This is a genomic window from Blautia pseudococcoides (genome assembly GCF_001689125.2).
Lineage (GTDB): Bacteria > Bacillota > Clostridia > Lachnospirales > Lachnospiraceae > Blautia > Blautia pseudococcoides.
This window is the reverse complement of sequence record NZ_CP015405.2, coordinates 1,133,210-1,152,722: the sequence shown is the minus strand read 5'-3', so window position 1 is coordinate 1,152,722 and position 19,513 is coordinate 1,133,210. Positions and strand designations below refer to the sequence as shown.

Annotated in this window: 19 protein-coding genes and 1 pseudogene; 2 read left to right on the top strand and 18 right to left on the bottom strand. The window is 40.3% G+C overall.

Translation table 11 applies throughout. The features are described 5' to 3' along the window. Nucleotides 1-8 precede the first annotated feature (8 nt). The 14 genes from A4V09_RS05335 to A4V09_RS05265 form a co-directional block, all read right to left on the bottom strand. Nucleotides 9-1,172, bottom strand: a complete 1,164-nt coding sequence (locus A4V09_RS05335; protein WP_242963970.1) for a Coenzyme F420 hydrogenase/dehydrogenase, beta subunit C-terminal domain — start codon at nt 1,170-1,172, stop codon at nt 9-11. Between the two features lies 1 nt (nt 1,173). Further along, the gene (locus A4V09_RS05330) at nt 1,174-2,160 is read right to left on the bottom strand and encodes a glycosyltransferase family 4 protein (protein WP_065541427.1); all 987 of its coding nucleotides are present in this window, start codon (nt 2,158-2,160) and stop codon (nt 1,174-1,176) included. 16 nt (nt 2,161-2,176) lie between these two features. Beyond that, nucleotides 2,177-3,283 (bottom strand): polysaccharide pyruvyl transferase family protein, encoded by a 1,107-nt coding sequence (locus A4V09_RS05325; RefSeq protein WP_242963968.1) that lies wholly within the window; start codon nt 3,281-3,283, stop codon nt 2,177-2,179. Between the two features lie 505 nt (nt 3,284-3,788). Further along, nucleotides 3,789-5,075: a hypothetical protein gene (locus A4V09_RS05320; protein ID WP_065541425.1), complete on the bottom strand. Its 1,287-nt coding sequence runs from the start codon at nt 5,073-5,075 to the stop codon at nt 3,789-3,791. Further along, nucleotides 5,057-6,085: a glycosyltransferase family 2 protein gene (locus tag A4V09_RS05315; RefSeq protein ID WP_065541424.1), complete on the bottom strand. Its 1,029-nt coding sequence runs from the start codon at nt 6,083-6,085 to the stop codon at nt 5,057-5,059. Before A4V09_RS05315 ends, A4V09_RS05320 begins: the two co-directional genes overlap by 19 nt. 48 nt (nt 6,086-6,133) lie before the next feature. Continuing rightward, complete coding sequence (locus A4V09_RS05310; protein ID WP_065541423.1) at nt 6,134-7,192, bottom strand: glycosyltransferase family 4 protein; 1,059 nt, start codon at nt 7,190-7,192, stop codon at nt 6,134-6,136. Nucleotides 7,193-7,215: 23 nt separating this feature from the next. Next, entirely contained in the window at nt 7,216-7,746 is a 531-nt protein-coding gene (locus A4V09_RS25155) for an acyltransferase (RefSeq protein ID WP_065541422.1), read from the bottom strand. 25 nt (nt 7,747-7,771) lie between these two features. Further along, a complete protein-coding gene (locus A4V09_RS05300; RefSeq protein WP_242963966.1) occupies nt 7,772-8,197 on the bottom strand; it encodes a hypothetical protein in 426 nt (141 codons plus the stop codon). 194 nt (nt 8,198-8,391) lie between these two features. Then, nucleotides 8,392-9,567: a radical SAM protein gene (locus tag A4V09_RS05295; protein WP_065541421.1), complete on the bottom strand. Its 1,176-nt coding sequence runs from the start codon at nt 9,565-9,567 to the stop codon at nt 8,392-8,394. Between the two features lie 13 nt (nt 9,568-9,580). Next, on the bottom strand, nt 9,581-10,585 hold the full coding sequence (locus A4V09_RS05290) for a glycosyltransferase (RefSeq protein WP_065541420.1): 1,005 nt from the start codon (nt 10,583-10,585) through the stop codon (nt 9,581-9,583). A 21-nt stretch (nt 10,586-10,606) separates the two neighbouring features. Beyond that, nucleotides 10,607-11,806 (bottom strand): glycosyltransferase, encoded by a 1,200-nt coding sequence (locus A4V09_RS05285; protein ID WP_065541419.1) that lies wholly within the window; start codon nt 11,804-11,806, stop codon nt 10,607-10,609. Between the two features lie 457 nt (nt 11,807-12,263). Continuing rightward, the gene (locus A4V09_RS05275; RefSeq protein ID WP_065541417.1) at nt 12,264-12,539 is read right to left on the bottom strand and encodes an acyltransferase; all 276 of its coding nucleotides are present in this window, start codon (nt 12,537-12,539) and stop codon (nt 12,264-12,266) included. Nucleotides 12,540-12,574: 35 nt separating this feature from the next. Then, a complete protein-coding gene (locus tag A4V09_RS05270) occupies nt 12,575-13,678 on the bottom strand; it encodes a glycosyltransferase family 4 protein (protein ID WP_065544646.1) in 1,104 nt (367 codons plus the stop codon). Nucleotides 13,679-13,911: 233 nt separating this feature from the next. After that, a complete protein-coding gene (locus tag A4V09_RS05265; RefSeq protein WP_065541416.1) occupies nt 13,912-15,330 on the bottom strand; it encodes a sugar transferase in 1,419 nt (472 codons plus the stop codon). A gap of 743 nt (nt 15,331-16,073) precedes the next feature. Here A4V09_RS05265 and A4V09_RS05260 point away from each other — a divergent pair. Both A4V09_RS05260 and A4V09_RS24195 read left to right on the top strand, forming a co-directional pair. Then, nucleotides 16,074-16,400 (top strand): helix-turn-helix domain-containing protein, encoded by a 327-nt coding sequence (locus A4V09_RS05260; RefSeq protein WP_065541415.1) that lies wholly within the window; start codon nt 16,074-16,076, stop codon nt 16,398-16,400. Between the two features lie 192 nt (nt 16,401-16,592). Continuing rightward, entirely contained in the window at nt 16,593-16,736 is a 144-nt protein-coding gene (locus tag A4V09_RS24195) for a DUF3789 domain-containing protein (protein WP_157123454.1), read from the top strand. Nucleotides 16,737-16,834: 98 nt separating this feature from the next. On the opposite strand, the gene A4V09_RS26695 is transcribed toward A4V09_RS24195, so the two are convergent. The 4 genes and pseudogenes from A4V09_RS26695 to A4V09_RS05245 all read right to left on the bottom strand — a co-directional run bounded on the left by A4V09_RS26695 (nt 16,835) and on the right by A4V09_RS05245 (nt 19,503). Further along, nucleotides 16,835-17,074 carry a 4Fe-4S binding protein gene (locus A4V09_RS26695; protein ID WP_408606832.1) on the bottom strand — a complete coding sequence of 80 codons (240 nt, stop codon included), beginning with the start codon at nt 17,072-17,074 and terminating at the stop codon, nt 16,835-16,837. A 513-nt stretch (nt 17,075-17,587) separates the two neighbouring features. Continuing rightward, nucleotides 17,588-18,280: pseudogene (gene trmD, locus A4V09_RS26690) on the bottom strand (tRNA (guanosine(37)-N1)-methyltransferase TrmD); the annotation flags it as partial. A gap of 255 nt (nt 18,281-18,535) precedes the next feature. Continuing rightward, nucleotides 18,536-19,045, bottom strand: a complete 510-nt coding sequence (rimM, locus tag A4V09_RS05250; RefSeq protein WP_065544645.1) for a ribosome maturation factor RimM — start codon at nt 19,043-19,045, stop codon at nt 18,536-18,538. Nucleotides 19,046-19,272: 227 nt separating this feature from the next. Then, nucleotides 19,273-19,503: a KH domain-containing protein gene (locus A4V09_RS05245; protein ID WP_018597481.1), complete on the bottom strand. Its 231-nt coding sequence runs from the start codon at nt 19,501-19,503 to the stop codon at nt 19,273-19,275. Nucleotides 19,504-19,513: the final 10 nt, after the last annotated feature.

Below are 19,513 nucleotides of genomic sequence, written 5' to 3'. Positions count from 1 at the left end.
TACTGATTTTATACTCTATCGGGCTTGCCCCCCCCCCGAACGATTTTTAGCTTAACAAGCGTTTCTTTGAGCTTCTGCTTATAGTACACTTTCGGTGCACATTTTGAGATAGCCTTATTAAATCCCTTATTCATATTTGCGAAGAAAATCTTGCGTCCTTCCGGCGCAATGGAAGGATGCCTCAGTTGATGATTGGCTTCTATTGCCCTTTCCACATCAACATCTTTTAATTGCATTCCAGAATTCTGGACAAGATTGATTCCTTTATTGTTTTGGCATATCAACAGTGAAACGCCCTTTCTCTGCTCATAGCTGGGCAGGTCACTTCCCCAGGAATCTCCTATTGTCACATCAGATGTTCTACTCAAGGTGGCATACCTACAAAAGTAGCAATTTTCCGTATAATCTAAGGAAGTCAGAAACGCATAGGTATACATATCCTGAACACCCGATGGTGTTATGGTCTTGTACTCTTGAATCTTGTCGTGCGATGACAATCCAAAATTTGTTTTGTTTCTAAAGCGAATGCTCGTCAGGCTTTTTATATCAATGCCTTTCTCTCTCAACGCAAGATTCAATATCTGCGGGGACGGTGTTCCGTGGCAAATCAAGTCAATCGTATACAAAATCTGTTTTTTTTCTGCTGGCAACATCGCTGTAAAATTTTTCAGTGCCGCCACCTGACAAGGCAGCCCAACAAACAGAACTTTGCTGTCAACTTTTAATTTTTCGGCTACCTTGGTATAAATTCCGATTGGGTTACTCTTTACATACTTTGAACCCACAAAATTGACGATATCCTCAATTTTATTAGTTATGTCAAAGACAAATTCCCCGTTTTTGAATAAACATGCTGCTACATATCCCCCTTCTTCAACGAAATGCTTCATCATTGCAGAGGCCGCTCCACCCGATGAGGAATTCATTCTGATATCTTCCGCAGCCCAGCCTTCCTGCCAACTGATAGGCTCATGCAGTTCCACCTTCTGGTTGTTAGGACATACCCTCTCACAGGCACCACAACTGACACACTTAGCTTCATCGATAACGGCATTATAAGCCGCTAAGCCATCCTTAATTGTGATAGCATTCTTTTTGCATTTACCGAAACATGCCATACAGCCGGTGCAAAAGTTTATTGTACAAACTGTTTTCATCTTTTTATCATCCACACTAACTCCTACTCTTTTGACAAAGTTCCTTACAAAAGTTCTCGAGTTTCTTAACCTCTTCCTTATATGAGATTTTCTCAAAATCCAAGTTTTTCATCAATCTTGCATTGTTGGGGTTTTGAAGCAAATAATCAATCTTTTCTGCGATCTCATTTTCATCTATTGGATCATGGATCACATCGTGTTCCGTAACATCCAGCAATTCCAAAGCGCCTGCCACATTCGTTACCAAAATACTGCAGCCGCACAACAATGCATCAAAAACAGAAAGCGCGAAGGGCTCATAAATCGAATTCAAGACGTACAATTCACTACGCATCATTTCCTTGTAAAGCTGCTCTTGCGGGATTAATCCTTTGAACTCGATGTTATCACTTTTAGGCAAATCATCTGGATGATAAAAGTGACCATAAACGGTTAGAACTTTATTACCATCCAATTTTGCCATTGCTTTTGCAATAGTAATATTATTTTTAAGTTTTCTGTCACCACCTACCGCTACCACACGGCCTTTCTCACGCTTAATGCCATTATGAATCAAATCCACCTTATCTACACCATTATGCAGATAGGCTGTTTTTCCTTTGCAAAAAGGGTATTTTTCCTGAATCATTTCTCCATAACGTTTGGAAACAGGCAAAACCAAATCTACATTATGAAGAATGTACTGCTCCATTTGTAGGCTCCTCAAATCTGCATCCGCATCATTCAAGCCCGATTCGATTTCATAGCAGCCATGCATAATATAAATTGTTTTCTTATTCAGGAACTTGGCTAGTTGAATAGCATACAAGCCAACCTTTGACATTCCCGATACGATAATGACTTTACACCGAAATGTGTTAATTATTGCACTTAAGTATTTTACAAATTTATTTTTACTATCCGAAATGCAAAATTTTGCTGTTAAATTTGCAACAATGCCTTTATTGACATTTGCGGGTCCAGTATTCCCGTCTGTACCTCCAACAAATAAATATTCTATCATTCGTCCCCTCCACCATTTATATATTATCCTTCAGATACTGCCATGTTTTTATCTGTTCATCTTCGATGATGGTCCTAAACTTTCCCTGATTCTTTGAGATCTTATATTTCTCTACCATCTCTGTGATGTTATCCATCAGGTGATCTTGCATTCCAATCTTCTCAACTAAGTCTGCCAACTTATTTCTATTACTCTCCCTAACAAGAACAGCAAATCTACTGGCATATTTTGAAGCAAAAATCGTTCCATGGAATGTATCTGTAATTACAAAGTCGGCATTAGCAAAGATTTTCAAGCACTGAAACGGAGAACAAATGACATAGTCTTTTATCCAAAACTGTGGAGCCCCAATTGCAAGTGGAGTCAACTGATGTTTTTTGCAAAACTCATTGATAGCATCAATTTCATTGGCAGTATGAACCCGATTGTAATATGAATAGACCACGCAGGAACGTTCAGGCATTTTAGGCAAAGTTGCCTGTTTCACCTCTTGATCAAAATCATACACCAAAACAGGATCCAAATTATCGGTTATCTGCTTACCCGTCAGTTTTGCAACAAATTCATGGGTGTTTTTATCTCTCGTAGAAAATGCTGTGACTTTTTCAAAAGACTGTCTGATTCTATCTGCCACTCTGGTGGGCAGTTCTTCATATTTCGTAGAACCGCAGGATGCTGCATAAGTAATTACCTTATCCGCTTCTGGGACATTACCAAATAATTGAGACGTGAAGCCCCATGCACCTGAGTTTAAGCAGTTGAATACTTCATCACTGCCGATAACGCATACATCATATTCAGGACTTCTTTTCTCAATGCCTAGCTGACTTTTACGAAAATCCTCAAAAGCATTGCTCTGTTCGAGGTTTTTCTTTTTTATTTTTAATCGGTTCAATGTGAATCGGTCGATTTTTTTAATTTTACCAATCAGCCCGGTAGTTTCTCTTTCTTCATGGTACTCTTGCTTATAGCCTCTAAGCAATTCATTGTCTTCGTTTCTTTTAGTAATATCAATAAACTCTACTTCATTTCCAAGTTTTTCAATTATTGTCTTCAGCCCAAACGATTGAAGCAAGGACCCCATATTATCAACTCGGTGCATTGACAAAATACATACTTTCACTTTCACAATTCTCCTTCATTCGATATGCTCTTTTTATCATATATTCTTCAAAAAATCGCCCATATTTTCAAATTTCTTTTTATTTTTACTGAATTGCTCTATTGTGTTCTCGTAATTTCCACGAGTTTCATTATGCTTTCCCAGCACTCAGGGATTCCCTGCTGCCACACAGTTGTCTGGGATATCCTTGTTGACCAGAGAATTGGCTCCAATTACCACGCCCCTCCCAATCCGAGAATGTCTCCATAGACACCTTTCAGAACAGACCAATCGAACCCGTGAGTTAAAATCGTAACACCTTCTGTGATTTTTACATTTTTGCCGATTGTAATCAGCCACGGACGTGTGGTATCAATATGAGTTTTTGTTGGAACATATATTGTTGTTTCTTCACCGATCTTCATTCCAAGGCAGCGAAGATATTTGATGTAAGATTCTGATGAAGCCGTTACACCATATATAATTTTTCTAATCTGCGCTCGTATCCTTGCAACCTCCAAAATCTTTACTTTATAATTTTACTTTGCGAACCCACAATGTTCCAAGCTAAAACTGCAAAAATCATATATGCATAATTAGATCTTAGTGTCGAATTATACACTAACAATATTAGACAAACAAGCGGAAAAAATGTTCCAAGCAAGTTCCTATATGTTGTCTTCTTTTGATACTTTGTAATTGCGCTAACCTCTGCAACAACAAAAAATGAAGTGTAAGCTATTGTTCCTAAATATCCAGTTTCAACAAACAAATATCCTAGAGACAACCACGTATAGTGGATATACTCGTGCGCCTTAAAGAATGCACTATTTAAGAAACTCATTGCTGAAGAATAGTCTGCATTTCCGAGCCCAATTCCAATCCACAGTGCATCTTTTCCAGCCCAACTTGTTATGATAGGAGAGAGTTTTGGGAAAACAGAGGTTCTGCCAACATCAAACTGTGATGCATAAACTTCCTGAGTAGAAACTTGATCAAGAATATTATCAATATTCAAGAAATTAGCATATTCCGGGAAAACAGAATACAAAATTTGAACACTGATATAAAACAGCATAATAAAGGCCATTGCCATTATCATTCCTTGCCCTTTTCTTTTTGACATAAGCAAATACCAAACCAGCAAAATTACCGCAACAATAAATAAAAACTTCAGTTCTGATAATGCTGCATTAACTAAAATCAGCAGCAAATATAATATAAACTTTAATAACGATAGTTTTTTATACTCATATCTTGCCATAATAACACACAGCATTATGGATAGATATATCATCAATCCACCATTTCCACCTGCCGCATTTCCGAAAATTCCGCTTAGTCTATCTTGGTTCAATCCTTCCACAATGTACTGAAATGCTATAAGCACCATGTGCACGGGAAAAACGCGCACAACCGTATCTTCCATTTTGTCTACATCTTCAGCATCAAGAAGAATTGCACAAAAAATAAAATACAGAAAAAAACGTCCATAATTTCTTGTGGCCCATATTGCCATTGCAATTGGTACAGGATTGAACATCCAACCAATTATGGCAATTATAGCGAAGTAGAAAATCGGAATATACTCTGTTTGTCTTTTAATTTTTACACAATGCAATTTTTCAGATGACAATCTTGTTATCAATAGTAGAATCAATAAAAAGTCACATATATAATTTACCTGATTAAAACCCAGATAAGATGATATCGCTCCTTGAAAAAGACTAATCCATAAAATCCACTGTAAACAATCTTTATAACGTATTTTTAAGAATCTTCTATTCATCACCATCAACCATTCTTTATGCAAGCTGCTAACACCATTCCAAAGACAGCCAGGCTCCTCTTATTCTTCATGGTGTATATCAATGCTCGCTTCGATTTTGTTTCCTTTTTTAAATCAGTATTTATTATCACTTTATGCAAGTGTTCATCTCGCACAATATTCTGGATTTCCTTGAACTTTTCTCGGGGCTTAGAAGTAGACATAACAATCTGTTTCATGGCAGCTATTGTAAATGAAAAATATGTTAGTCCAATACGAGTTAGCACCTTTTCGTTATATCCATTCTGGATGCACATTTTTATACATTCATCATAATAATGTTTGATTTTCTCATAGCGATCTTTTCTATACATATGGGTTAAAGAATCTTCATTTCTGCAATAATTGTATAATGCCTTCGGAATAAAGCTCATCGTTTTTATTTCAGAAAATAGGTTTACAAGTGAATATACATCCTCTGCTATGATTGTCCTTTCCGAAACAAATCTCCAATGCTTTTTTCTTATCAACACCATTGAAAACAACATAATACACGCACTTAGCATGAAATTCGATTCTGTTGCTGATATCATATCGGGTAGTAAGTCTTCTTGTACTTCCGCTCCACTATAAATCCACTTAGGTGGTTTTGGAACAATAGAATGCCTTACATTTTTGTTTTGATCAACATCCGACAATCCAAATGCCACTACATCGGCATTTGTTTTTTGTGCTTCTGTAACAGCAAATTCAATTGTCTGCAAATCGATATAGTCATCACCATCGAAAAAGCAGATATAATCTCCTTCTGCTTTTTCGATTCCAGTGTTCCTTGCCATTCCTAATCCGGCATTTTTTTTATGTATCACCTTGATTCTTTGGTCTTGATTCTTCCATCCATCACAAATTTCGGGGCAACGATCCGGTGATCCATCATCTACAAGAATTATTTCCAAGTTTTTATATGTTTGGTTTACTACACTTTCCACACACCTATTCAAATATTTTTCAACATTATAAATTGGTATGACCACACTCACTAACTCTGTTTCCATATTTCTCCTCTATATATTTCATCACAGCCTAAATGTAAGATAGTCGATTTATTTAACTACTACATCAAAGCAGGCTTCAACCTCTTCTGCCATATTTCTTTCATTGCAAATTCTTTTCACAAAATCGTACGCATTTTCTTCAATGTCTTTTTTCTTTTCAACCTCATGACAAACTAATTTCATTTTACTTTTCAAATCTTTAACATTTGAAGCCTTGTATACCACTGCAGTACAATTATCTTCTACATAATCCAGAACACTTGGTGCATCAGATACAATTACACATTTTTTCAAAGCCATCTGTTGCAATAACCTCATCTGTCCAAAGGAGAACAGAACCGGCTCTAATGGTAAGATACAAAACTCAGCCCCTCGAACCTGCTCTATAAAATCATTAATTGGCAAATACGGAATCTCTACAACTCCATCTATATCTTCAAAACGCGTTTTTTTCCCACCTATTAGATGTAAATCAAAATCAATTTTACTTTCCCCATAAGCCTTAACTACCGTGTCCCAGTCACATTTATTTTTTCCAGCACACACAATATAGGGTTTGTTGACCGCTATCTGTTCTTCCTCGACTCCAAAGAAATCAAAATCCGCACCATACCTTATAAATTGTGCTTTTTCGACAATCCACGGAAAAAACTTTTCATAGTATGCTCTCTGACTACTCATGTGATGAATCAATCCATCAAGTGATTTACTTGCAAACTGCATCAACTTTAGTGCAAGTCCTGATTCAGATGCACTTGCAAAGGAACCAATGTCGAACACAATATGTTTTGCTTTGGTTTTAAAGAACTTTCTCCATAAACAAACCACCACAGCACTTGGCATTCCATGTGATACAATTAAATCATACTTATTTAACTTAGGAATCGCCTTAAATGCTTGCCAAATATAAAAGTGCAATCTATTCTTTTCAAAATTTTCCAGCCAAGGAAACGAACTTATATCAATCACATCAACTTCTGGATTGTTTTTGAAATATCTATAAAACCAGTAATCCTCGCCCTTAACTTTGTAATCAGGCGGCTGCTTGTTTTCTGGCTTCGTATCACAATATTCTATTTTCCAGTTAACAAGCATCAAAATCTTCATCTGTTCATTTTCTCCTGTGTGAATTAATTGATTTTCTTAATTACTTTTGCTGGACTCCCAACAGCAACAGAATAATCCGGCACGTCCTTAGTCACAACTGAATTAGCTCCAATGACACAGTGCTTTCCAATCTCCACATTTCCAACGATTACCGCATTAATACCAATATATGAGCCATCACCAATAGAAACTTTCTGGCCTTTCTGCACAATTCCTTGATCAATAACAGGAACAACTACATTACGATATTCATGATCGCAATCGGTAATATACACATTTGGTGAGAGAAGAACTTTTTTACCGATTTTCAAAGAGTTTGCAATGGAGATTCTGCAACGCTCCCCAACTTCAGAGCCTTCTCCAATTCTTACTGCCCCCCCCCCTGACCAGATTTGGACATAGGGACGTATTATTACAGAATCATCCAAAGTTATACGCTGTTTCCCTTTTAGGCTGCAATGCTTACCAATATAAACACCACTTCCAGCAGATACTCCAAAAATCCTTACTCGGATTCGACCGAGTGTCACTTTTACACTATCTTTAATTTTCATTTTTCACATTGCCTCTCCAAAGAACTTATTCGGATACAGAAAGAACTCTAGCCACCTTGTTCGTTTCATAATCCATGCCGCAACGACAGGTCCCACAAAACTGATACCCAGTCCTATTACCACATGAACTCCCGCATTCCGCATTCGTAATCCCCACTTTTAAAAGCACGGATCTCAGCGGTGCTGCAAACAGTGTGTGCATCAGGAAGATAGGCATCGTGTACTTTGCGAGAAAGCTCATACCTCTGCTACACTTATCTTCAAAGCCAGCAACCAGCAGAATCACAGCTGTACAAGCCAGCAGTCCCATTGCAAATGAAACTGCCGAGCTGTGGATATCTGTCACATATACGATAACGCTTAGTATCACAAACAGCAGGCCGCATACCATTCCTTGTAGCTTCTTACCTTTTAGCCGAATATCAAATGCACAAATACTTATGCCGAGCACAAACCAGATTTCATTCGAGAGAACTGTAGATACAGCGTAAACGCTGCCCCCCCCCCCATAAAATCAGGAGCTTTTCAACAATCGCAACAACTAATCCAACCACAGCCATCTTGACACTGCCAAAAGTCGGTGTCACAAGGAAAATAAAGAATAACGCATACAGATACCAGTATCGCTGCCTGTTCACTCATTACTTATTCTCCATTTCTTGCAATATCAGCATCCACGATTTCCTCGCCAGTCTTATGTTTCAGCTGCTCCTTAGAAGCCTCACTCAGACCATTGTTGATCACGCAGTTCATATCGCAGGTGCTGCACTTATCCAGTTCTTCCTTGGTAACCTTACCATCGCGATAATCACGGCAGACCTTCAGCTCATACATGCTATACGGATGCTTGGTGAACAGAGCCTTGAACTTGTGGACCAGGACCCAGGCAGCAGGCTTCCAGATATACTTATGCATTGCCGGAGAAACGCTACCTATCATCCAGCAGTCACGGTCACAGCAACGGACCTTTTTGCGGACTTCATCCGCCTGCGGGCTATTCCACAACTCGTCCCAGCTCTGAGCGTTCAGGTTGCCCATGACCTCTTTGTCCTTGGTGCCGTTGCAAGGCATAACATCGCCATACGGATCAATGAAGAAGGTATCAAAGCTCATGTCACAAGGCAAAAAACGTTTCTGGCAATAGATGTAGTTGATCAGACCGTGATTGAAGTACGCACGGAACCACTTCTTTGGGCTGTTGCTGCGGAGCAGTTCATTAACCAAATTTTCTAAGTTCTTAGCAACCATCGGGCGGTCCTGGATGATGTTCTTAGCTTCCACAAAGTAAAAGCTGTTGTGCAGAGAAGCAGTTGCAAATTCCATGCCCATCTCATCAGAGATCTTGTACAGAGGAACTAGATCGGGAGCATTCTTATCCTGTACGGTCATGCCGAAGCCAACGTCCTTCATACCCATTTCACGCAGTTTCTTAAGCGTACCGTAACCACGCTGGTAGCCGTTCTGCAGGCCGCGAATTTCATTGTTGGTCTGTTCCAGCCCCTCAATAGAAATACGGATACCAATCTCTGGGAACTCCTTGCAAAGGTCAATGATACGATTGGTGAAGAAGCCATTGGTGGAAATAACGATTCGATCAGACTTCTTGTACAGCTCACGCACCATGTCCTTCAGGTCGGTGCGGATGAACGGTTCACCACCAGTAATGTTAGTGAAATACATCCTCGGCAGCTTCTGGATGGTTTCAATACTGATTTCCTCTTCCGGTTTGGAAGGTGCTTTATAACGGTTGCACATGGAGCAACGAGCGTTACAGCGGTAAGTGACGATGACCGTACCATTTAACTTCTTTTCTTCAGACATGATAAACTCTCCTTCAATTTAATAACTTTCCAATCGCAGTACCCATTGCGTAAACGCTGAATTTGCTCTCATACTGTTTCCGTTCGGCGGTTGAAATTTTCTTATAATATGTTTCATCTTTCAACGACAAGATTGCATCGGCCAAAGCTTTTTCTGTTTTAGGGATTATCATTCCTGTTTTCCCGGTATCAATATAATCTTTAACCGTATCATTCTCTGTGACAATAACAGGTTTCCCATACATCATCGCTTGAATAATAACCAATTGTCCAGACGAAATGTGTGTATCCTCCAGTGTCACAATTACGGCTCGGCACTTTGCCAGTTCTTCAAAGAACTCATTATCATGACAGCTTGTAAGCACCCTTATGTTACTAGAATTACTTTTTAATGATAACGTATCACAGATAATTTCAAGCTGTTCCTCTCTTCCAGCCCACGCTGCCGTCAGGAATTTATAATCACGATTGCTTCGTCCGGCAGCAAGGTAAAAGTTTCCCGGCTCGCCGATTTCTATTTCCTGTGTCTTATCCTCATATCCTAATGTTTCAAAAACAAATTGTGACTCTGGGACATCAAAGTAATCCACATATCGCTTCTTTTCGTTTTCAGAAAAAACGACAAAAGATTTGATGTACCCAGAAGTCACAATATACCTTATAAATTTGTCGTAAACCTTTCCGATAACTGATTTCTTAGGTTTATAGATAAAGGTCAGCACTACAATTTCTGGTGCATTCTGGATATGGAAAATTCTGAAATAGAATGCCAAAATCAAACCGTAAAACTGCTGCCAAGCTAAAACCTTAATGTAACTTTTATGGTTTTTAGCAATTTTCATTGGAACCAGGAAGTACTTTGTATAACGTATAAGTTTTTGTAAAATTCCTCCGTGGTTTTCGTTGCTTATCGCTTTATATACTCTCCACTTTTTTCCTGTTGTTTTTTCGATTGCCTTATGAAACTCCCAATCATCAGGAGCATTATAGTCAATCAAAATCACATTTTCTTTGCTCATCTCTTTCTCCCCATGACTGCCTTACTGATACACCTTCATAATCTTCTCGTAATACTCATCGACGGTATCAAAGCTAATATTCTTGCAGTTCTCACTGTACTGCTCACACAGCTCCTTATCATCCCAGAGCTTCTGAATCTTCCCCTTCAGGTCCTCTGCGTTACCACTCTCAAACAGCTCACCAGTCTCACCAACCTGAATCAGCTCCGGGATACCACCGATGTCAGCACCCAGTACCGGCGTGCCGTACATCTGGGATTCCATCACTGAGAACGGGCAGTTTTCGTACCACTCAGACGGGTAGATGGAAAAACGTGCTTCCCGGATCAGCCATTCCAGCGCTTCACCCTTCTGGAACCCCACATTCTTAATGTTTACCGCATCGTTCACGTTCTCTTCTAACAGCCCATTACCAGCAAAGACGAACTGGATATCCGGCAGCTCCTTACAGACTTTAATCAGCGTGCCGATGCCCTTCTCTTCGGAGAACCGGCCAAAGTACAGGACATATTCCTTCTTCGAGGTCTCTTTCCACCCCTCCTTGTCGATGAAGTTATGCATCACCACGGTCTTTGTAGCAAACAACGGGTTCGTATCCATCTTTGACTTCATGAACTCGGAGCAGCAGATCATGGTGTCTATGTACTTGTAGGTTCCTTTCAGTTTCCAGAATTCAGCTTCCATTGTGCCTATGATACTCTTAGCCGTGGATCCATGGATGCACTTGCCCTTTGTGCAATTCATGAAATGCCCACCGAGGCACTTTTCGCAGTTCTCATGTTTTACAGGGTTGTTTAGCATGTGGTTCGGGCAGACCAGCTGATAGTCATGAGCCGTGAATACGATCTTACAATCCTTCTCAGTTTCCTGGCGCCACTTCACGATTTCCAGAATTATGGAAGGGGTCAGCTGGTAGTTAAAGTTGTTCAGATGGCAGACATCCGGCTGGAAATCGTCCAGCACCTTGCGTAGCTGCACCCGCGCTTCCTTGCTATAAATCGTCTTGATTGGGTAGGTTAATTTCGCCAGCTTGGAGCCGTCGTGGAAATCCATGTCGCTCGTATAAGCGTTGACCCGGTTACCAACACAGCGGCCTTTATGAACCATACCGAAGTACTGAACCTCATGGCCCATCTTCTGTAAATACTTTCCTAATTTGAATATGTACGTTTCCGAGCCACCATTTTCATGCAAAAATTTATTTATTTTGAGAATACGCATAATTTTTCCTTTTCTGTATTGTGATTTATACTATGTTTCAGCCTCTGTGTTAGGATAAAAACTTATTATGTATTAATGATAACGTCATCTGCTGATACCGATTAGAAGTGAAACAAAAATAGCGGAATTAGAGGCCTTTACTTATGTCCAAGCGCAGTTTTATGTGGTATTACCGCTATTTTATTTATTCTTCAATATGTATATTTCACTCCCTGCATTGGGTTAAAGACATGGTTTACCATCAAGACCTTTATCTGATTTCTCATCATCTTACTTTTATGAATTCAAGTACCTCTGTAATCCCTATCTACAGAATTACTGGACGGAACGGCGTAGCAAACAGTGTGTACATCACAAAAATCGGCATCGAGCAGAAGACCAAATACAAGTATCAAAACTGCAAATCCTTCATATAAGGAATTCATTAATGTAGAAATTGCAAAATCCAATAAAACAATTACTGCAAAAATGGGAGAATCTTCTGAAAACGTTTCTTATTGAAATCCGAAACTGAAATCCGATTTATCATAACCTTCTCATAATTACCGCAGCACATTCCAAATGCCGATACAGTCATAAACAGGAATACAAAATTTGTAAAAGAAGAAATTATCCTTTCGTAAATAAATCCTGACATATAGTAATCATTATTTGCAGCCATAAGCATCATTAGAATTCCAATCGCTGCAATTTTCCTTAAACCATCAATCGCCCCATAATACTTCTTTTCCATAATTCATCCCCGTTCTCACACCTATCTTAAGTTATTTACTTCCTATATAATTCCAATGTTCTATGAACCACATCATTCCAGCTATACTTACTGCAAATAAAGTCAGTTGCTCCATACTTGTACTTCTGTACCAATTTTTCATCATCACAGAGCATCTGTAATTTATCTTTCAAATCAGTAACATTACTTTTTGCAAATGTTACTGCCTTACCTTCAACAACATCTGTACACTCTGGAATATCACTCGTCACACAACAATTCCCATAACTCATAGCCTCCAGAAGGCTCAGTGGCATCCCCTCTAAATCAGAAGGGAGTGTGTATATGTAAGCATTGCTATAAAGCTCTTCCAACAGTTTTCCCTGAACAAATCCGGTGAATATGATTCGCTCATCATGGTCTGCAAGACTTTTTAGTTCATTTGCAAATACATCTGTGTCAGAGGAGCCGCCAGCGATCACCAACTTCTTATCTGTTTCCACTTCCCAGAATGCTTCAATCAGATAGCGCAAACCCTTTTCGGGAACCAGACGTCCCAAAAACAAAATATAGCTGTCTTTTATCAAATTAAACTTCTCAGTAATCAGCTCTGCATCCAAAATCTGTGGCCGGTTAACGCCATTGGGAATAAATATAGTTTCCCGACTGTATGTATCCCAGAAGTAATCCTGTACACCTTTGCTAAGTACAATAATCTCATTCGCATATTTCACAGCGACCTTTTCGCCAGTCATTATGTACCACTTAGCAAACCTACCCCACTTGGCTCTCTGGTGATCCAAACCATGAACAGTGGCAATACACCTCTTTCCAAACAGTTTAGGCAGCCACAGCATGGCGCACGGTCCTTCTGCGTGAAAATGAACCACATCATAACGTCCAAAGGCTACGCACACCGCTGCTGAAACGGATGCAGTCATAGCGGCAAGTCCTCTTTTATTGATTGTTGGCACCGTTTTCAGTTGGATTCCTTTATATTCTTTCAAACTGGATCTGTCGAACTCCTTACCACTTACATGATGTCCGCCTCGGTTGTAGCAGGTGACTTCGTTGCCAAGAGCAACCATCTGCGTGGATAACTCCTCAACCACAACTTCAATACCACCTTCACGGGAGGGAATTCGTTTATATCCCAGCATTGCAACTTTCATCTTTATATTCACCACAACCCGTTTCCTCCAGTATTTTATCTCTTCCTATGTTTTTCTCCATCACTATAAAGTCTTGTTTAACATCCTTATCGCTATACTTCTCTATTTCATAAAGAAATGATGTTTTTATTTAATTTCCACTCAAAATATTCAATTCAAAAAAATTTGCTTAGATAATTATCTTTGTTTCTTTTATATTATTACTTATCTAATTACAAATATTACATAGATCCCTCCCCTCTAAAAACAACCAATACTGTCTTCCACAGCAACTTCATATCCAGTCCCAAACTCCAATCTGTTATATACCCAGTATCCAACTCCACCACTTTCTCAAAATCCGTAATCCCACTTCTCCCACTAACCTGCCACATCCCAGTGATCCCCGGCTTGATCGCCAGTCTCTTCCTATGATGCACCTCATACTTCTCCCACTCATCCACAGTCGGAGGCCTTGTCCCAACCAGGCTCATATCCCCCTTCAGCACGTTCCAGAACTGCGGAAACTCATCCAGTGACGTCTTCCGAATAAAATTCCCAATCCCTTTAATGATCCTGGGATCATCATCCATCTTAAACATCAGTCCATCCTGGATCTTATTCTTCTCCATCAATTCCTTCTTCCGCGCCTCAGCATCCATATACATAGAGCGGAATTTATAAATTTTAAATTTCTTCCCATTCTTCCCAACCCGAATCTGCGAAAAAAACACCGGCCCCGGAGATTTTATCTTAATAATTGGCGCAATAAATACAGTCAGTATCCCTGTCATCAGCACGCCGACCAATCCCCCGGCAATATCCATAGCCCTTTTCAAAAACATATCCCTCGGAGAAGCCATTTTTATACTGCTGGAAAGCACAGTATATCCTGCCATCTTCTCCACGATCTGGTTATTCCCCAGCACTTCCAGCTTAGCCAGCTTCATATGTATCGTCACGCCCATACTGGCGCAGCTCTTTATCATCTCATTCGGTATAACTGTCTCTTCTGAGGGATTAAAAAACACTTCATCCACCCAGTTCTTCTGGATATAAGATACCATGCTGTCCTTATCCGCAACAACAGGAACCCCCAGAATCTTCTTGCCGGTCATCTGCACATCAATAATCGCAATTCCATCCAGGTATAAACTTTCAAAATTATTCCTCAGAATCGTCTTCACAACTTCAGAGGCCACATCCGCAGAGGTCACCAGAAGCAGAGAACGCTTGCCTTCCTGCCTGTCCACCCGCCTCTTAATATTCTGTTTCCATGCCAGCCTTGTGACATAAGACAGCACAATATAAATGCCCCACATGCTGATAAAAATAACCCGTGAATATGTAGATGACTGCTTCACAAAAAACAGATACACCAGCATGATAGCTACAATATAAGTCACATGCTTCAATACTGCCACGAACTCTCTAAAATACCCTCGTCTTAAAATACCGCTGTAGCTTTCATTAAAAAACACAACCACAAAAAAGATAAACAGCAGGATAATCTCCACATCACGATAATTATCATCGGATAACCGAAACATCTTTCCGTTTCTAAAGACATAACTCAGCAGAAATGAAACTTCCATACAGATTAAATCTAAAATGATAAAATCCAAATGCTTTAACCAACTACTTCCGTTTTTCTGATACATAACGAACTCCCAAATCCCTCAATGATTTTGCCGCATTTCTTCAGCATCCAGCAGAATTATTTTACATGATCATCCAAAAACTTTGTACATCTAATCCGGCCTTATAGGAAATGCTGCACACTCCACCCTGTAATAAAACGAAAACAGTCGCTTTCCACAAGGAGCGTCAGCCAATAATCGCTTATTTCATCCTTGGTTCCTGTACATTCTAACGTGTTTGACATATTATGTCAAGCTACGGCTCCATCTTTTCTTGTACATACCTCTTCAGATCAACCAAATAAAATCAAAGTTTCTTTATTCTTCACAATTCCAATAAACAAATTTATTTCTTACGTTTTTCGTCTTTCTATACTTTTTACCATATTTTTTAATCCTCCATTCGTAAAACAGTACAACAAACCATTTTTACTATTTCTATGCCGGAATACCCTTCTGCAATAAAATGCAGGATCAAACCAATTTTCCGGTATTTGACATCACATCCCATAAATACTTATCTTTCGCCGAACCATACGCATAAAAAACAGCACTTTCCGCATCTTACTATCATAACCCCATTAAAAAGTGCCTGTAAAAAAATTACATTTAATTGTTACTTAAATTTTATCTTCTTACAGCAGTAATGAAAACGAACCTAGAGCACATATTTTATCTCCTTGCAGTTCATTTTTAACCATTTTATTTCTGGTATCGTAATCAAAGGGATATTTCCCCATATAAAATATACGGAGGATATAAAGATGAAGAAACTAGATAAACTGAGTATAGGAAAAAGAATACTGCAGCAACGGGAATTACTGGGTTATACCAGGGAGGAGCTGGCGGAAAAGGCGGATATTACGCCCCGCTTCTGCTATGATCTGGAGTTGGGGCAAAAAGGAATGTCCGTGAACACTTTATGTAAACTTAAATCTGCTTTGCACATAAATATCGACTATTTATTGTTTGGTGAACAAAAAAATCTGAATGATTTAGACTCTATCAAAACATTAATAGAAACCTGCCCTCCGGATAAGCTCTCACATTTACTTGATATCATCACCTCATATTTAAAGGCAGTGAACTAAACGCCGCATTCTTATGGATACAGACGAAACCATCTTCTTTCACCGGTTCAAGAAAACTTATTGTAAATATAATTCCGCCTGATTATCTGTCTAATATTCCTATTACTGAATAAACATCCCATATTTGCAATATAATATATATTAGAACATTGTATTCACAAATATCATGAAAAGAAGGGCTGGGTTTATCCTATGATCGTTTTTATAGCTATCGCATTTTTAGTTGGCTCCATGTTCGGTATTCTGTTAATGTGTCTGGTCCAAATCAACCGGCTCCACGGGGACCCGGAACCTGGCAGCAGCCTTACGGAGGACTATTCTGATTCCAAACTGTAAAACTAATGGAAATAAGAGACAAGCTACATCAAAAAGCACTGGATGCAAAGTATAAATACTATGCCTCCAGTGCTTTTGCTGATTCAAAACTCTCTCTTTTAAAAACGCTCTATTTCCCGTCTCTCCATAAAATTGGATTCCAGATATTTCTGAACTTCCCCGCAGTCATAACTCCTTGCATCTGCCGGACATACCTTTGCACATCTCATACAGTTGATACACAAATTTTCATCCACCGCATAAGTCTCTTTATCAATAGCTGCAGCGGGGCATTTCTGTACACATGCCTGACACCCATTGCACTTTTCTGCATCCCAGAGTTTTGCCACAGGTTTCATCTGCTTTGGTTCCGGCTCTGCTTCGCCGGGAAGCTCTATATGTTCACGAAAATCCTCTTCCAGCCGTTTCTTCACTGTAACAGCAAATTTACGGAACTCCCGTATATCTGTCTCATCCGGCCGCCCATTCCCCAGCTTCCCGGAATATATGTGCGGAATGACCGGCGCAATGGCTCCAATACAATAAAAGCCTCTGTCCTCCAGTATTTTCTGCATCTGGGCAAGTGTATTGTCGTAATGCCTGTTTCCGTATGCAGCCATAAGAATACACGGTGTATTCTCTCCGTGCAGATTTCTATACAATTCCTCATGCAATCTCGGCAATTGACCGCCGTATACAGGCGCAGCCGCAAGCAGCAGATCCTTCTCTGTAAAATGGTGTTTCTGTTTTCTCAGCTTTCTTCTGGTCAGATCCAAATACTGTGGATTTTGTGACAGCATACCTGCCAGAATTTCCGCCGCGCCTTTTGTTCCTTCCGTGGGACTGAAATACGCCACAGTCAAAGTCTTGTTTTTCTCCATAAGATCCGGTCTCCTCTCTTTTGTGCGCCTCAGAGACTGCTCCCATCTCCAGGCCTCAATTTTATTATGGTCACCGGTCAGAAGAACCTTTGGCACTTTCTTGTCATGCCAGGTCTCAGGCCGCGTAAAATGAGGATATTCCAGCAGGTTATCCTGCATGGATTCAAACTGGGCGGATTCTTCATTGCTCAAAACTCCCGGTACAAACCGTGAAACAGCGTCGATCATGACCATGGAAGCAAGTTCTCCGCCGGTAAGCACATAATCTCCAATGGAGACATAATCCGTCACGACCTCTTCTAAAACCCGCTCATCTATCCCTTCATAATGACCGCAGAGGAAAATAAGCTCCTCCTCCTGGGCAAAATCTTCCACCATAGTCTGGTTAAATACCTTCCCCTGAGGCGTCAGATAAATGCAGCGGGGCTTCCTGCCCTTTCCCGCTGCCAGCGATTTTTCCGCAACAGAACAGTAGGCCCGGTACACAGGCTCTGCCTGCATCACCATTCCGGCTCCTCCTCCATATGGGTAATCATCCACTCTGTTATGTTTATTATCGGAAAAGTCCCGGATATTCACCGTTTCCAATGAAATACGTTTTTCTTTCATAGCCCGTCCGATTATGCTGGTATCCAGCCCCTGCCGCACCATATCCGGAAATAGGGTCAACACATGAAAATTCATAGCATTCTCCGTTCTGCTGCCGGTTGGCAGCATAAATAGTTACCAGTATATCATTGCAGATATTTTTCATCTGCTCCTCTGCCTGCACACAACCCCATAGCTTCTATACAGCCTGCCAATTGGAGCTTGCCCCACCTGTTACAAGTAAGTCTCCCACCGCCCCTTAAGTCTGTGCGGAATAGGCGAAGCCTGCCTGCCCGGTGCGGTTAAAACGCAGACACTGCCTTTTTCCCCGCCGCAAAACTGATCGGCTGCCTAATCCAGAAGCCCGTCCATCAGATGTATTTCCATCCGGTTCTCCTCAATATCAATATCTAATACACATTCATGGATCGCAGGGATCAGCACCTCTTTCCCTTCCTCCGTCTCCACAATGTAAACATCATTGGCTCCGGTTTCCATTACATCTTTCAGTATGCCAAACTTTTCCCCGTTTTCCAGGTATATGTCAAGTCCCATGAGGTCCGCAATATAATACTCATCCTCCTCCAAAGGAATGGCCTGGTCTCTGGTCACATAGAGGCTTCTGCCTTTGTATTTCTCTATATCATTGATATTGTCAATCCCTTTGAATTTCAGGATTGCATACTGTTTAAAATACTTGACATTCTCAATTTCCAGCTCCATATATTCCCTGCCTGTATCCAGCAATACACTGTCCAGGTCCTCAAATCTATGCACATCATCAGTGGTGGGAAACACCTTAACTTCCCCCCGGATCCCGTGGGTTGTGGTGATCACACCTGCCTGTAATAAGTCTTCCATCATCGAATTCCTTCCTATTATAAAGATATCACGTTATCAAAATAAAGCATCCATACAGCCAGACTCTCACGCCGGACACAGCCAGCTGCGGTCATTTTCCTTTGTAATGAAAAAAAGGGGGCTGGTGCAGTAAAATTTACCGCGACAGCTCCCGCTTACACAGAACGGATAAAATCCGCCGTATTCCTCACCTGCGCCGGACTTCCGCCTTTTGGCGGCCGGTTCAGTTATTGTAAAATATCTACGACTACTTTCTTGTCGCTTTTGGAAGATGCAGCTTTCACTACGGTACGGATTGCCTTGGCAATTCTACCCTGACGGCCGATGACTTTGCCCATGTCTGCCGGAGCCACTTTCAACTCTACCAGAACGGCATTATCCTCTTCTGTTTCCGTTACCGCAACTTCATCCGGATAATCTACAAGAGACTTTGCAATTACTTCTACTAATTCTTTCATCACAAGCTAC

What these genes read in the sequence shown, in the direction of transcription:
- A4V09_RS05330 (WP_065541427.1), bottom strand. Translation starts at nt 2,160, where the DNA reads ATGATAGAATATTTATTTGTTGGAGGTACAGACGGGAATACTGGACCC.
- A4V09_RS05315 (WP_065541424.1), bottom strand. Translation starts at nt 6,085, where the DNA reads ATGGAAACAGAGTTAGTGAGTGTGGTCATACCAATTTATAATGTTGAA.
- A4V09_RS05310 (WP_065541423.1), bottom strand. Translation starts at nt 7,192, where the DNA reads ATGAAGATTTTGATGCTTGTTAACTGGAAAATAGAATATTGTGATACG.
- A4V09_RS25155 (WP_065541422.1), bottom strand. Translation starts at nt 7,746, where the DNA reads ATGAAAATTAAAGATAGTGTAAAAGTGACACTCGGTCGAATCCGAGTA.
- A4V09_RS05295 (WP_065541421.1), bottom strand. Translation starts at nt 9,567, where the DNA reads ATGTCTGAAGAAAAGAAGTTAAATGGTACGGTCATCGTCACTTACCGC.
- A4V09_RS05290 (WP_065541420.1), bottom strand. Translation starts at nt 10,585, where the DNA reads ATGAGCAAAGAAAATGTGATTTTGATTGACTATAATGCTCCTGATGAT.
- A4V09_RS05285 (WP_065541419.1), bottom strand. Translation starts at nt 11,806, where the DNA reads ATGCGTATTCTCAAAATAAATAAATTTTTGCATGAAAATGGTGGCTCG.
- A4V09_RS05275 (WP_065541417.1), bottom strand. Translation starts at nt 12,539, where the DNA reads ATGGAAAAGAAGTATTATGGGGCGATTGATGGTTTAAGGAAAATTGCA.
- A4V09_RS05270 (WP_065544646.1), bottom strand. Translation starts at nt 13,678, where the DNA reads ATGCTGGGATATAAACGAATTCCCTCCCGTGAAGGTGGTATTGAAGTT.
- A4V09_RS05265 (WP_065541416.1), bottom strand. Translation starts at nt 15,330, where the DNA reads ATGTATCAGAAAAACGGAAGTAGTTGGTTAAAGCATTTGGATTTTATC.
- A4V09_RS05260 (WP_065541415.1), top strand. Translation starts at nt 16,074, where the DNA reads ATGAAGAAACTAGATAAACTGAGTATAGGAAAAAGAATACTGCAGCAA.
- A4V09_RS24195 (WP_157123454.1), top strand. Translation starts at nt 16,593, where the DNA reads ATGATCGTTTTTATAGCTATCGCATTTTTAGTTGGCTCCATGTTCGGT.
- A4V09_RS26695 (WP_408606832.1), bottom strand. Translation starts at nt 17,074, where the DNA reads ATGAAACCTGTGGCAAAACTCTGGGATGCAGAAAAGTGCAATGGGTGT.
- rimM (WP_065544645.1), bottom strand. Translation starts at nt 19,045, where the DNA reads ATGGAAGACTTATTACAGGCAGGTGTGATCACCACAACCCACGGGATC.
- A4V09_RS05245 (WP_018597481.1), bottom strand. Translation starts at nt 19,503, where the DNA reads ATGAAAGAATTAGTAGAAGTAATTGCAAAGTCTCTTGTAGATTATCCG.